Consider the following 13,766-nt stretch of genomic DNA (forward strand, 5'->3'; position numbering starts at 1 on the left):
CGCCCCCTACCGGTTTTGTGAGCGGACTCGATGAGGCCGGTTCGGTCCCACGGCGCGCGTCCCGGGGTCGCAGACCCCGGTTACAACCGGCGGGGCGCCTTCCCTTCACGACCCGACTGATTTTCGATGGAGCCGACGTGATGCCGACCACTCTTGCCGAGACCCGCCCGGCGACCGACTCGACGATCGAGCCGTGCGTCGTCCTCCACGACGTCGATTGGTCGGGGTACGAGTCGATCCTGAAGATTCGGGGCGAACATCCCGTGCCCCGAATGGTCTATCTGGACGGGAGCCTCCTGCTCATGTCTCCCTCGTACCCCCATGAACGCCTCGCGGAACGCCTCGGTTGGTTCATCAAGGTGATCGTCGAGGAGCTGGACGTTCCCTGCATCGCGTCGGGAAGCACGACGTTTCGGCGCGGTTCGGAAAAGGGGGGCGTTGAGGGGGACCAAACCTATTATCTAGCCTCGGTGGTCAGGGTTCGAGGAAAGACCGAGATCGATCTCGAAATCGACCCGCCCCCCGACTTGGCCGTCGAGGTCGTCTGGACCCACAAGGCCGACGCGGCCGTCGAAGTCTACCGAAGGCTTCAGGTCCCAGAAGTCTGGGTCTGCGACGGCCGCGCGCTGACGATCCTTACGCTCCAGGCCTCGGGGCAGTACGCCCCGGCCGAATCGAGCCTCGCGGTCCCGGTCTCGGCGGCCGAGATCCAGGAATGGGCGGCGGAGCGACCCGAGGACGACGACACCGCCTGGGCGAAGGCCGTCCGCCGCTGGGTCCGCGAGGCCGTCGTCCCGCGCCGCCGGCCTGAGATCAAGATCGAACCGAACCGTGATTGAGAACGTCGTCGCGTCTAGTTGATTCCGTTGCTCGCAAGCGAGACCCGTCTCATGTCGACCGTCAACACCCACAACCTGCCCGCCGACCTCCGCGCGATCCAGATGGACACCGAGGATCATGCGCGGACTTACGGGCTCGACTTCTACGAGACGATCTTCGAAGTTCTCGACTACGACGAGATCTCGGAGATCGCCGCGTTCGGCGGATTCCCGACTCGCTACCCGCACTGGCGGTTCGGCATGGAGTACCAGCAGCTCTCCAAGGGCTACCGCTACGGGCTCCAGAAGATCTACGAGATGGTCATCAACAACGACCCGTGCTACGCCTACCTGCTGCGCTGCAACCAACTCGTCGACCAGAAGCTCGTCATGGCCCACGTCTACGGCCACAACGACTTCTTCAAGAACAATATCTGGTTCAGCCAGACGAACCGCAAGATGATGGACGAGACGGCCAACCACGGCAGCCGCATCCGCTCCATCATGGAACGGTTCGGCGAGGACGCGGTCGAGAGCTTCATCGATTCCTGCCTGTCGCTCGAGAACCTGATCGACGTCTACTCGCCCCACATCAAGCGCCGGGCCGCGGTGAATCGGTACGATTTCGCCGCCGAGGATGAAGACGACGCGCTGCCGTCGAAGTTCCAGAGCAAGGGCTACATGGACGGCTTCATCAACCCCCCCGAAATCCTCAAGGCGGAGCTTCGCAAGAAGGAGAGCGACCGCCAGAACGCCAAGCCGATGTCGTTCCCCGAGCAGCCCGAGCGGGACGTGCTCCTGTTCCTGATCGAGCATGCCCCGCTCCAGCCCTGGCAGCGCGACGTCCTGGACATCATCCGCCAGGAGGCGTACTACTTCGCGCCCCAGGGGCAGACCAAGATCATGAACGAAGGGTGGGCCTCGTTCTGGCACTCGACGATCATGACCCAGAAGATCCTCCACCCTTCGGAGGTGGTCGACTACGCCGATCATCACTCGGGGACGATGGCCACGCAGCCGGGACGTCTCAACCCGTACAAGGTGGGCATCGAGCTGCTGCGCGACATTGAGGAACGATGGAACAAGGGGCAGTTCGGCCCGGAATGGGACGAGTGCGACAACTACGAAGTCAAACGCCGATGGGACAAGCAGGTCGGCCTGGGTCGGGAGAAGATCTTCGAGGTGCGGCGGATCCACAACGACGTGACGTTCATCGACACCTTCTTGACTCAAGACTTCTGCAAGCGACACCAGTTGTTCAGCTTCAAACATAACGACCAGAACGACGTCTACGAGATCGAGAGCCGCGAGTTCAAGAAGATCAAGGAACGGCTCCTCTTCAACCTGACCAATTTCGGCCAGCCGATCATCCGGGTGAAAGACGGCAATTACCGCAATCGCGGCGAGCTGTACCTGAACCAGGAACACTTCGGCGTCGATCTCCGCCTGGACTACGCCCAGGACACGATTCGTCATCTTCACCGCCTCTGGACACGTCCCGTTCATCTCGAGACGACCGTCGACGGGCGGCCCACTCTGTTGTCTTTTGACGGAACCGATCACTCGATCCGCCCGTTGGGGGGTGCTTCCCATGACGCTGAGCCGAAAGATCGCCGCCGCGCTTGATGAAAATACGCGGGCCTACAACCTTCCCTGCACGATCACGGTCGATGAAGGACCGAACCGGATGACCCTCGACATCACCGCCCTCGACGCAGTCGGCGTGGCGTTCGACACGCTCGAATTCGCCGCGACCAACCGCGCCGATTGGTCGTCCTCGGCCCTCAACGCCTGGGGCGATCAATTGGCGAAGCGGGTCACCTATCTCATGGAGCCGCTCCGGGTCCTCGAGATCGACGCCGGAGGCGGTGAGGTCCAGATCCGCAGCGCTGCGCCCACCCCTCGGGCTGACGCCCACGGCTTCTACGAAGTCCGGCTCAACCGCGGAGGAACCTGCCGGCTGGAACGCTACGTCTACGACGAGTCCGACCGAAAGCGCCGGCGGACCCCCTGTCACCTGACCCGCGAAGTCGTCGAGCGCCTCGCCGACGACATCGCCGCCAGCGCGGTCTGAAGACTTCCAACAGCCGGACGACCGACTCCAGGCGAGATCCGTGATCCGCGGATCTCGCCTTTCATAGGGATGTCCAGATGATCCTCGCCGATCAGCCGGTATTTGGAGTGAAGGAGTCAGCCGACCGCAAGCTGTTAAACCGCCTCACTCAGATCCGATCTCTCTTCAAATTGTTGCACCTTCGGCAGAGAAGTTGAACGTTGCCGACGGTGTTAGCGCCGCCGCGGGCGTGAGGGATGATGTGGTCGAATTCGAGATAGTCGGTTGCGCTGCAACGGACACATCGGCCGCCGTCACGATCCCAGACTTCGCGTTTGACTTCGTCAGGGATGTGTCGAGTTCGGGAGGAGGAATAATCTTCAGAGAGTAGGTATTTGTGCTTACGAACGACGCCGGTCAGTACGGCGTCGAGCTCACGCGGGTCAGTTACGAAGTAGTGGCCGGTCCCCTGCCGGGAACTTGCTTTGACTTCGAGGCAATCGGAATAAAGGTTGAGGTCGAGGATCTTCGAAGGAGGGAACGAGACGGATTTGGTTGGAGAGAGAAAGACGACCCGCTTGCCCGTGATGAGCAACTCGCCGTCGACCCGAAATTCGCTCTTGGGCGTCTCGTATCGATACACACACGGGCCGTCCCAGTGGCACGTCTCCCCGCCTTCCAGGAGTTTTGACGTCCGCACATTAGGGAGGTCGCCGTTGCGATAGCCCTCACGCCGCTCGGCGTCGCGGATCTCTTTCCAGAAGGGGGCCACGTCCGGCTCGGATAAGCCGGTTTCGGCCTGGAGCCACTTCAGCATCTGGTGTTCTTCTGGAGTGACCACGCCATCCTGGATAGCCATCGTGATGCATTCGCGATAGAGGTCCGTTGCATGTCCGGCGAGGAACAGCGGGGTGTCGGCGTCGGATATAGCCAGTGCAAGCTTGAGCCTGGCGAGATCGTCCCGTAGCTCGGGTGTGAATCGACCGTTGCGGACCAGACGCCGCATCTCGGCGACGTACGCGTCTCGAGACATGTCCTCCGTCAGCGCGAGGCTCTCCTTACGACTTATGCCGAGAGATCGACGAAGACTCTCGAGTTCTTCGAGTTCGTCCTGGGAGATGCGGCCGTCTCCCAGCGCCGATGAGACCGCACGGTGATACTGGGCGTTGCGCGCCTTGCCCTCGACCGAGGACGCGACCTCTGACGGAATCTCTAAGGCGGTGGTCAACCGGTCCATCGTCCGACGTTCATCCTCGGAGACCACGCCGTCGCTGAACACCTTCTGACAGTATCCCCCGTAGAACTCCTCCGCGACGATGTCGGCCTCGGCCCGCTCGATGCCACAACCGGCCACGAGGTCCGAGAAGCTGAACCGCGATGCTTTGGCTTTACGAAGTTCGCGTGTTAGCAAATGCCGGAAGCCGGACCTAGAGCGTGTTATGAACTTTAGTCCAGTGCAGGGCGTAGGATAGGCATGATCACCCACAAGCCCTATCCGAGCGACGCGACCGATGCGGAGTGGCAGTTCGTGCTTCCCTATCTCTGCCTGGTGCGCGAGGACGCCGCGCAGCGCGTCTACAACCTTCGCGATCTGTTCGACGGCCTTCGTTGGCTCTCCCGCAGCGGCGCCCCCTGGCGTTATCTGCCCGCCGATTTTCCTCCCTGGCACGCGGTCTACCAGCAGGCTCGTCGTTGGATCGACGCCGGCTGCTTCGAGGCCGTCGTCTCGGATCTGCGGGTCACGATCCGTCTCGCCAAGGATCGCAAGGCCCAGCCCTCGGCGGCTGTTCTCGACAGCCGAACGCTCCGCTCCACGCCCGAGAGCGGCAACCGCGCCGGCTACAACGGTCACAAGAAGATCAAGGGGTCGAAAGTTCATATCGCCGTGGACACGCTCGGGCATTTGCTGGCGCTGGGCGTGACGCCCGCCAACGACGACGACCGGACGCAAGTCGCCGAGCTGTGCGAGGCCGTCCAGGCGGCCACCGGCGATTCGGTGGAAGTCGCGTTCGTCGACCAGGGCTACACGGGCGAGGCGGCGGAGAGTGCCGCGGCCGACCACGGGATTCGCCTGGAAGTCGTGAAGCTGCCCGAGGCCAAGCGAGGCTTCGTCCTGTTGCCGAGGCGATGGGTGGTGGAGCGTTCGTTCGCATGGCTGACGCGATTCCGACGCCTCGCCAAGGACTACGAACGCCTGCCCGAAGTCCTCGCCGGCATGAACTTCATCGCCTTCAGCTTCCTCATGCTCCGCAAAGCCGCTCCGCTCCTGGCAACAAGTGCATAACACGCTCTAAGCTTGTGCCGCTCCTTCTCTCGAGCCTTGGCGTCCTCACGGGACTGATGAACGAGATATCCTCCACCGCCTACGGTGGCGAGGCACGCGATCGCGAGGAAAAGGAAGCCCATCGTCGAGTAGCTCGATAGATTACGTCCCCGTCGGGCTCACATGGACGGCTCAAGATGAATAGGCCCGACGGCATTAAGCCGGAGTCTACAGGGATGCAAGCTCAGAAGCAACAGTGCGTCCATTGCGGCGAGGGGCCTCGCCTTTCGCGTTTCGAACCCGCCCTTCGGCGCGGGACTTACCACCCGAGGTTGGTTATGATGCGCGAGTCGGGCTCGATCGCCACGATCTAGCTGGATTGGACGGAGGACGACCCATGACGACGCGACATCGGGGAAAACTTCGGATGCGAATCGGCCGACCGGCCGCGTGGCTCTGCCTGCTGCTGGCCGGCTTCGTCCCGGCCCGCGCAGACGACGCCGCGCCCCAGACGGCCGACGCCCGGACATGGTTCGAGAACGCCAAGTTCGGACTCTTCATCCACTGGGGAGTGTACTCGCTGCTGGGTAAGGGCGAGTGGGTGATGGAGACCGACAAGATTCCGATCGCCGAGTACCGGAAGCTGCCGCCGCAGTTCAATCCGGTCAAGTTCGACGCCGAGGACTGGGCGCGGCTCGCCAAGGCGGCCGGCGTCCGCTACGTCACAATCACGAGCAAGCACCACGACGGCTTCTGCATGTTCGACAGCAAGCTCACCGATTACGACGTCGTCGACGCCTCGCCCTATGGCAAGGACCCGTTGAAAGCCCTGGCCGAAGCCCTCCGCAAACAACACATCAAGCTCTTCTTCTACTATTCGCTGCTCGACTGGCATCATCCCGACTTCTACCCGCTTGGCAAGTCGGGTCATCAGGCGGGACGTGAGAAGAAAGGCGAATGGGAGAAGTACGTCGCCTACTACCAGGGTCAGGTTCGCGAGCTTTGCACCAACTACGGCGAGATCGGCGGAATCTGGTTCGACGGCTGGTGGGATCGCCCCGAGGCGGCCTGGGATCTGGAAGGAACGTACAAGCTGATCCACGAGCTTCAGCCTGGCGCCCTGGTCGGCAACAACCACCACGTCGCGCCGTTTCCCGGCGAGGACTTCCAGATGTTCGAGCAAGACCTGCCGGGCGAGAATTCGGCCGGGTTCAACAAGGCGGGCGTGACCACCGCACTGCCGCTCGAAACCTGCCTGACGATGAACCAGTCGTGGGGCTACAACGCAACTGACGATCACTACAAGTCGCCCGAGCAGATCATTCAGGCGCTCGTCGGCGCGGCGGGACGAGGCGCGAACCTGCTGCTCAACGTCGGTCCAAAGCCCGACGGCGCGATCGGCCCGGAATTCACCGAACGGCTGCTGACCGTGGGCCGATGGCTGGAGAGCAACGGCGAGGCCGTCTATGGCACGCGCCGAGGTCCGATTCCGCCCCAGTGGTGGGGGGTGACGACCCTTCGCACCGGCCGCGACGGCAAAGCGCCGGCGATCTACCTCCACCTCCTCAAGCCCGACGCTCACTCGATCATGCTGCCCGAGGAATTGGTCGAGTACGACGCGATTCCGCTGGGCAAAGCGACTCCTTTGGAGCGGGACCCCGAACACGGCCGGACGAAGCTGGAAATACCCGTCGATGGCCGGGCGCCTTACGACGCGATCATCGTCTTGTCGCCCCCCGCGCTGGGCCGTTGATCGGATTCGTCGATTCGTCGGCCTCTTTTTCCCCCTTGATTTCGGGACCTCTCCCATGTCGACCGACCCGGCGATCCCCAGCGGCGACGCCCCCGGCAAGCGATACGATCGGCCGAGCGCGGTGCTCGGCCTCATCACACTCGCGCTGGTGATCGCGACGGCGTGGCTGAGGCTCGGTCCGGGGCTTTGGCCCACACCACCAACGGTCGGCTCACTCCTGCCGCCGACCCGGCTGGAACGGCTTCAGGACGACGAACCACTGCTCCTGCTCGGGGTCGAAGGCCGCGTAACCTGGCTGGTCTTCTTGTCGGCGGAATCGGTCGAAGGCCGCGCCGTCCTGCCCCAGCTCGAAGCGGTCTGGAAGAAGCTCAGGCCGTCGAAGCGGTTTGCGGTCGTCGCCGCGGCCGTCGACCAGGGCGTTCCCGAACAGCTCCGAACGGCCCTGGCCGCATACCAGGGCGAGGGGCGGCTGCCACTCTACCTGGCCGGTCATGAGGCCCGGCGCGTGTTCGGAGTCGACGGTGCCGACCCACCGTGGCACTTCCTGGTCGACCCCGAGGGTCGCATCGCCACGATCGCCCGAGGCTCGGGAAAAGAGACGATCGACCGACTCGCCAAGCAGGCGGGGCGCTGGCTCGAATCGTTGGAGCCGCTCGAAGAGGCGCACTTCGCGCGGGTCGGCGCGGCCCCTGGCGTCGCCGACGAATTCCAGCCGGGGCGAGGTGCGGACCGACGGAATGACGTTGTGGCGAGCGCCGCCCGGCGTTAATGTTGGTTCGTTAAGAATCGCCTCTTGCTCACGACTTGACTTGGTGAACGCGCCAAGAGAGCGGCGACGACCCCGACGAGGTCTTTTGCGAGCGACTCCGCCCGCCGCGACCGTCTGTCGCCGTCTGTGCTTTCACACGCCGAAATGCTTTATTAAGACCCCAGTCAATCTGGATGGAGCTTCGAATGTCCGCCTCGCCGAGCGCTGCCGCGCACGCCGCCCTCAAGCCGACCGGCCGCCCGATCCGCCGCGTCGCCATCTTGTTCGCCGGCGGCCCCGCCCCCGCCGCCAACGCGGTGATCTCCACCTGCGCCGCCTCGTTCGTGAACCACGACGTGGAAGTCGTCGGCGTCATGAACGGGTACTCCCACCTGGTCGAGTTCGCGCCCGACCATCCGATGCAGGAGGGCCGCGATTACGTCATCCTCGACTCCAAGAAACTGCGGCGGACGCGCAACACCCGCGGCATCATGATCGGCACCGCGCGCACGAACCCCGGCAAGGACGTCTCGCACCCCAGCCACATCGCCGACCCCAAGCGGACCGTCCACCTGCGGACCGTCCACGAGGCCCTCAAGTCGCTGGGGGTCGACGCCCTGGTCTCGATCGGCGGCGACGACACGCTGAAGACGGCCAACAAGTTCAAGCTTTTCCAGGACGCCCTGCCGGCCGGTGAGAAGCGCATCTCCGTCGTCCACGTCCCCAAGACGATCGACAACGACTACCGCGGCATCGACTTCACGTTCGGCTACTTCACGGCCGTCGAAACGCTCGCCGAGGAGATCCGAAACCTGCTGGCCGACGCCGAGGCCACGCGCGGCTACTTCATCGCCGAGTGCATGGGCCGAAGCGCCGGCTGGCTCGCCTACGGGGCCGCCATCGCCAGCGAAGCCAGCCTCGTGCTGAGCGTCGAGGACATGACCGGCGATCTGGCCACCGAAGAGACGCTGACCGATCCCAAGACCGGCGTCGCGACCACGCGCAAGATCATGAACGTCGACAAGTTCGTCGATTCGATCGTCAAGCTGATGCTCGCCCGCGAAAAGGTGGGCAAGGAGCACGGCGTCGTGGTCGTCGCCGAAGGACTCGCCGGATTCCTGCCGAGCAGTTACCTCGAAGGCGTGAAATTCGACGAACACGGGCACATCTCGCTGGCGGCGACGAATCTCTCCCAGCAGATCGTCAAGCTCGTCGAGAAGGAGTACGAGAAGCGGACCGGCAAGAAGCGGCGGATGACCCCCGTCCAGCTCGGCTACGAGTCGCGGTGCGCCCTGCCGCACGCGTTCGACGTCATGCTCGGCAGCCAGCTCGGCGTCGGAGCCTACCGCGCCCTCGCCGAACAGCAGTACGACGGCGTCATGATCTCGACGACCGGTCAACTCAGCCTCACCTACGTCCCGTTCAGCGACCTGATCGACCCCGAGACCCTTGTGACCGTCGTCCGGTTCATCGACGCCGGCTCCGACTTCCTGCGCCTGGCGCGCCTGCTCGAAGGCTCGCAGAACAGCTAAGGCAAGCCGAGAAGATTCGCCCGACCGCCGCGATCGACACGGTCGATCCGCGGCGGCGGGCGGTTTCGCGCTACTTGGTCAGAACCCACTTCGCCAGCTCGGCGAACGTCGGCGTCTTGCCTTGCATCAAGAGGCCCGTTCGGAAGATCTTGCCCCCGGCCCACACGCAGAACAGTGCCGTGAGGCTCGTCAGGACCACCGCCAGGATGACCTGCCAGATCGGCGGCGCGGGGTTCATGGCCATCCGCATCAGCATCAGGAACGGGCTCGCGGGCGGAAACAGCGACATGCCGACCGACAGCGGGCTCGACGGGTTCTTGAGAACCGCCGTCCAGACGAAGACCGGCAGCATCGACATCAGCATCACCGGCATCATCAGCGACTGCGCGTCCTTGAGATCGTTGCAGGCCGATCCCACGGCCATGTAGAGCGACCCGTAAAGCAAGATCGCCAGCAGCAGGAACCCGCCCAGCGCCACGAGCAGGCCGGGGGTCATCACGTCGGCGTAGCCGTGGTACGCCGCGACGCCGTACGCTCCGCCGATGTACAGAACCGCCAGCAGCATGGCGATCCCCGCGTTGCCGAGCAGCTTGCCCATCATCAGCTCGAAAGGCGAGACCGAGCCCAGCAAGACCTCGCTCACGCGGTTCATCTTCTCCTCGATCACGCTGTTCAGAAGTTGCGGGGCGCTGGTCATGAGGATCATGAACACGACGAACATCAGCGCGGCAGGAACGAGAGCCGTCCGGACCGGATCGACCTTCGCCGCCGACTTGATCGCCCCCGGCTCGTCGCCCGTCGCCGCCGACCGCTCGACGAGCTGAAGGTTCTCGACCTCCACCGGCCGGCTCAGCCGCATGGCGAGCGCCTCGTCGACGCCCGCCGCCCGGAAGCGTCGGGCGCGGACCTCGGTGTTCACGGTTTGTCCGAGCCAATCGCGGAGGATGCTGTCGTTCGGGTTGTCGGAGTGGTAGCGCACCGCGGCCGGCTCGGAACCCTCGGCCGTGATCTCGACGTAAGCGTCGAGTTCGCCGCGGCGAATCCGCTCGGATAATGCGAGCTGCTGAGCCGAGTCGCCCCCGGGCCCCTCGGCGGGGGGCGTCGGTTCCAGTTCGAAACGCGGGCGAGTCCGCTTCGCATCGCTCGATTCGACGCCTGCGTTGTAGTCCTTGACCGCCTTGGCGATCGTAGGCTCCAAGGTCTTCGATTCGTCGACGACGACGAATCGCCGGGTCTTCACGTCCGCTCGGTCGGCGACGATCGTCTGGAGCAGGATTGACGCCCCCATGATGATCGGCAACGCCAGAAGGCTGATGAGGAACGACTTGGTGCGAACCGAAGATCCGAACTCGGTGGTCGCAACCACCCAGATCTTGCGTAGATCAGGACCCATGGCTCACCATCACTTCCTGTTGCGACAGCTCCGGCGCGGCGATGCGGACGAAGATATCGTGCAACGACGGCCGCGCGACTTCGAACCGAGTGATCCGGGTGCGATCGACCAGAGCGTGCAGCAGGTCTTGCGAATCGCCCTGATAGCGCACTTCCTGAATGTTCCCCTGATCGTTGATCTCGTCGATGCCGCTCAGGCCCGTGAACGCGCCGACGCCGGCGTCGCACTCGACCCGGATCGTGTCGAAACCGTAGACCGACTGGATCTCGTCGAGCGTGCCGTCGAGGACCTTCCGACCTTTATAGATCATGAAGATCCGATCGCAAAGCCGCTCGGCGACGCTCATGTCGTGCGTCGAGAAAACGACCGTGGCCCCCGCCTTCTTGAGGTCGAGAACGGCGTCCTTGAGAACCTCGGCGTTCACCGGATCGAGCCCCGAGAACGGCTCGTCGAGGATCAAAAGATCCGGGCGGTTAAGGACCGCCGCGATGAACTGGACCTTCTGCGCCATGCCCTTCGAGAGGGCGTCGACCCGCTTGTCGATCCAGTCGGAGAGCCCCATGCGTTCGAGCCACTCGGCGATCGATCGATCCAGATCCGGCTGCCGCGCCCCCTTGAGCGCGCCGAAATAGCGGAGCAGCCGTCGCACGCTCATCCGCTTGTAGAGGCCGCGCTCCTCGGGGAGATAGCTCACCCGGTCGTGCGCCGCGCGGGTGTCGCGAACCCCCAGCACCTCGATCTCGCCGCTGTCGGGCAAGAGAATGTGCATAATCATGCGCAAAGTCGTCGACTTCCCCGAGCCGTTGGGCCCGATGAAGCCGTAAAGCGAGCCGCGCGGCACGGCGAGGTCGAGCGCGTCGACCGCGACCGTCCCGCCGAACCGCTTGGTCACCCCGCGGATCGCAATCGCATCGTTCATGAGCAGTCCGTTCGATGAGACCGGCGAAGGTCCGCCATCGCCCTCCGTCGGGCTCGGCCGAACCTCGCTCGCGAAGACATTCGTAAAACCGGCGTTCTTATTTCCGAAGATCGATGGGGCTGAGCCAGACCGGCTGCGTGAACCCGCCGTCGTGGGCGACGTCCCAGACTTCCAGACGAGCCCAGGTTCGGCCCTTGAGATCGGCCGTGAACTTGAGCGTCCGCTCGCCGAACGCCTCGGCGTCGGCCAGATCGATCCGCTGCCGGTGGACGCGCTGTCCGTCTCCCGAGACCAGCTCGGCGAACGCGGGCGGGAACGTCCACTGGATCTTCGCCTCGACGGCGCTCGGTCCGTCGGCCTTGGGTGTGAGCCGGCCGCCCCCCGGCTGGCCGTCGATGGTGAACTCGGGGATCAGCACCTCTCCCGTCGTAACGAAGAACCGCCCGCCGCGCAAGGCGTCGAGCACCGGCTGCCAGCTTTCGCCGTACTTCGGCATCCGGTCAAGCCGCAGATAGTTGACGTTCATGTGGCCGTACAGCTCGTGCGCGTGGTCGATCTTGAAGACGTCGACTTCGCCCAGCACGTACTTGGGATCGCCCCAGTTGGCCATATCGTCGAGCAGGTCGAGCGCGCGCCGGCCGAGGCGGTCGTGCGACAGGTCGGCCGGCATGGCCTTCCACGCGGCGCCCAGCCAGCGGTCGGACCGGAAGAAGTCTTCGCCCCGATAGCCGTCCGGGGCCCAGCTCGACGACTTGATCCGGGCATGGGCGGTCCAGGCCAGGCCGTTTTCTTCCTTGAGCAGCCGAAGCATCTCGCGGCGGTCGCCGACGTGGTAGACCTTCCCGTATCCGACGACTTCCTCTTCGAACGGCCGGCCGGCGTCTCGGTTCATCGTCCAGAAGACGGGGCGCGGGAACAGGTAAAGCCAGTGACCCGCCTCGGCGCCGGGTCGTTCGACCCCGAGATGGACGTTAGCCTCCTCGCCGGGGAGGAACAGGAGGTCGTCGTCCGAGAGTCGTCGGCACTCGTCGAACATCGCGGCCAGCTCTTTCAAGCGAAGCTCGCCCGGATCGCGCGGATGGCCGTCTCCGTGGAACTCGGCGAGGTGGACGGCGTCGACCCCCATATCCTTGAACATCTTCACGAATTCCGGCGTGGATCGAGTCCCGTCGCCGGCCTTCTCCGCCATCGCCGCCATGGTGATCGCCATGTGCCAGTGGCTGGTGAACGTCTTGTACCCCGGAAGCTCGGAGAATCGATCGCCGTGCGTGTACCGGAGGGTCTCGGCAAGGGCGTCCTCGGCCTTGCCGCCGGACAGCAGATAGAACGTCCCCAGCCTCTGCTCGGTCCCCGGCGGCGCGTTGAACCAGGGGACCCACGGCCCGCCCCCTTGCTCGGTCTGGCGGACGCCGAACCCGAACCGCGGGTCGAGCCCACGGTGGCCATCGCCGAACCAGACCGTGCTCTGATTGTCGGTGACGTCGCGCGGGTAGAAATACTGGTGCGGCGGTGGGAAGCACGCAGCCGAGCCGTGCTCGCCCTCGATCACGATCGTCCTGTGGCGAACGGCGACGGCCCGATCGGGCGTCGAGGCGATCGGCTCGCGTTGGACCACGCCTTCCGTGTCGAACCACGCCGCGTTGCCGACCGGCGGGGTCGAGCTCGCGAGCCCGACGTCGTAGAGGATCGCCCGACCGTCTTCGCTCGTGCTCACGACCGCTTCGACATGGACGAGTCGCGACCCTGGATAGAGATTGATCCGCCAGGCCCCGCGAAACGGGCCGATCGTGAGCCCGCTGAGCGTCACCGCGAGCCGACGGCCCTGCGATGTCACGGCGACGTCGCCGAGTGCGAACTTCGACCCATGCCGCTGGAACGGCCGCTTGGCCGGCGTGTCGAAGAACACGTTGAACACGCTCATTCCGGGGGGCTGGCCAGGGGGCAATCGACGCTCGCCGACCACGAGAAACGCCACCGGGTCGACTTCCGTCAGGATCGGCCCGCGTTCCCCAACGTCCTTGCCAGCGATCGCCATCTCCGCGATCAACGGCCTGCCCGAGCGGAGGTCGAGGGTCACTCGGCCAACCTCGCCCCCCGCGATCGGCCATTGCAAGCTGAGCCGGCCGTCGTGATGCTCGACGTCGACGCCGCAGTCGGGTCGATAGCCGCTGAGATCGACCTTCGATTCGCCCCGGGCATAGGACGCCGCGCACGCCAGCACGACGAACACGATCGCCGCGGCTTTCCCGGTTCGTAAAAAGCGGTTCATGAATCGATCCCCTTCCAC

Annotated in this window: 11 protein-coding genes; 7 read left to right on the forward strand and 4 right to left on the reverse strand. The window is 64.6% G+C overall.

The window, feature by feature from the left end; translation table 11 throughout:
• The first annotated feature begins 140 nt into the window (after positions 1-140).
• The 3 genes from BSF38_RS25820 to BSF38_RS25830 are packed head-to-tail and all read left to right on the forward strand — an operon-like array spanning position 141 to position 2,892.
• Positions 141-839, forward strand: a complete 699-nt coding sequence (locus BSF38_RS25820; RefSeq protein WP_076349935.1) for a Uma2 family endonuclease — start codon at positions 141-143, stop codon at positions 837-839.
• Between the two features lie 51 nt (positions 840-890).
• A complete protein-coding gene (locus BSF38_RS25825) occupies positions 891-2,444 on the forward strand; it encodes a SpoVR family protein (protein WP_076349936.1) in 1,554 nt (517 codons plus the stop codon).
• Positions 2,410-2,892, forward strand: coding sequence for a hypothetical protein (locus tag BSF38_RS25830; RefSeq protein WP_076349937.1), 483 nt, complete (start codon positions 2,410-2,412; stop codon positions 2,890-2,892). The genes BSF38_RS25825 and BSF38_RS25830 overlap by 35 nt, the downstream gene beginning before the upstream one ends.
• Before the next feature lie 148 nt (positions 2,893-3,040).
• Here the strand turns inward: BSF38_RS25830 and BSF38_RS25835 are convergent, their stop codons facing one another.
• Entirely contained in the window at positions 3,041-4,357 is a 1,317-nt protein-coding gene (locus BSF38_RS25835) for an HNH endonuclease (RefSeq protein ID WP_145952329.1), read from the reverse strand.
• On the opposite strand from BSF38_RS25835, the gene BSF38_RS25840 reads away from it, so the two are divergent.
• The 4 genes from BSF38_RS25840 to BSF38_RS25855 all read left to right on the forward strand — a co-directional run bounded on the left by BSF38_RS25840 (position 4,346) and on the right by BSF38_RS25855 (position 9,167).
• Entirely contained in the window at positions 4,346-5,155 is an 810-nt protein-coding gene (locus tag BSF38_RS25840) for an IS5 family transposase (protein ID WP_076343325.1), read from the forward strand. The genes BSF38_RS25835 and BSF38_RS25840 overlap by 12 nt on opposite strands.
• Before the next feature lie 406 nt (positions 5,156-5,561).
• Positions 5,562-6,887 carry an alpha-L-fucosidase gene (locus BSF38_RS25845; protein ID WP_076351470.1) on the forward strand — a complete coding sequence of 442 codons (1,326 nt, stop codon included), beginning with the start codon at positions 5,562-5,564 and terminating at the stop codon, positions 6,885-6,887.
• Positions 6,888-6,942: 55 nt separating this feature from the next.
• Complete coding sequence (locus BSF38_RS25850) at positions 6,943-7,656, forward strand: thioredoxin domain-containing protein (RefSeq protein ID WP_076349939.1); 714 nt, start codon at positions 6,943-6,945, stop codon at positions 7,654-7,656.
• Positions 7,657-7,841: 185 nt separating this feature from the next.
• On the forward strand, positions 7,842-9,167 hold the full coding sequence (locus BSF38_RS25855) for a 6-phosphofructokinase (protein WP_076349940.1): 1,326 nt from the start codon (positions 7,842-7,844) through the stop codon (positions 9,165-9,167).
• Between the two features lie 70 nt (positions 9,168-9,237).
• On the opposite strand, the gene BSF38_RS25860 is transcribed toward BSF38_RS25855, so the two are convergent.
• From BSF38_RS25860 to BSF38_RS25870, 3 genes are all read right to left on the reverse strand, one after another.
• Positions 9,238-10,560 (reverse strand): ABC transporter permease, encoded by a 1,323-nt coding sequence (locus tag BSF38_RS25860; protein WP_076349941.1) that lies wholly within the window; start codon positions 10,558-10,560, stop codon positions 9,238-9,240.
• Positions 10,550-11,479 carry an ABC transporter ATP-binding protein gene (locus tag BSF38_RS25865; protein ID WP_076349942.1) on the reverse strand — a complete coding sequence of 310 codons (930 nt, stop codon included), beginning with the start codon at positions 11,477-11,479 and terminating at the stop codon, positions 10,550-10,552. The genes BSF38_RS25860 and BSF38_RS25865 overlap by 11 nt, the downstream gene beginning before the upstream one ends.
• Positions 11,480-11,576: 97 nt before the next feature.
• Positions 11,577-13,748: a CehA/McbA family metallohydrolase domain-containing protein gene (locus BSF38_RS25870; protein ID WP_076349943.1), complete on the reverse strand. Its 2,172-nt coding sequence runs from the start codon at positions 13,746-13,748 to the stop codon at positions 11,577-11,579.
• Positions 13,749-13,766: the final 18 nt, after the last annotated feature.

This window comes from Paludisphaera borealis (assembly GCF_001956985.1).
Lineage (GTDB): Bacteria > Planctomycetota > Planctomycetia > Isosphaerales > Isosphaeraceae > Paludisphaera > Paludisphaera borealis.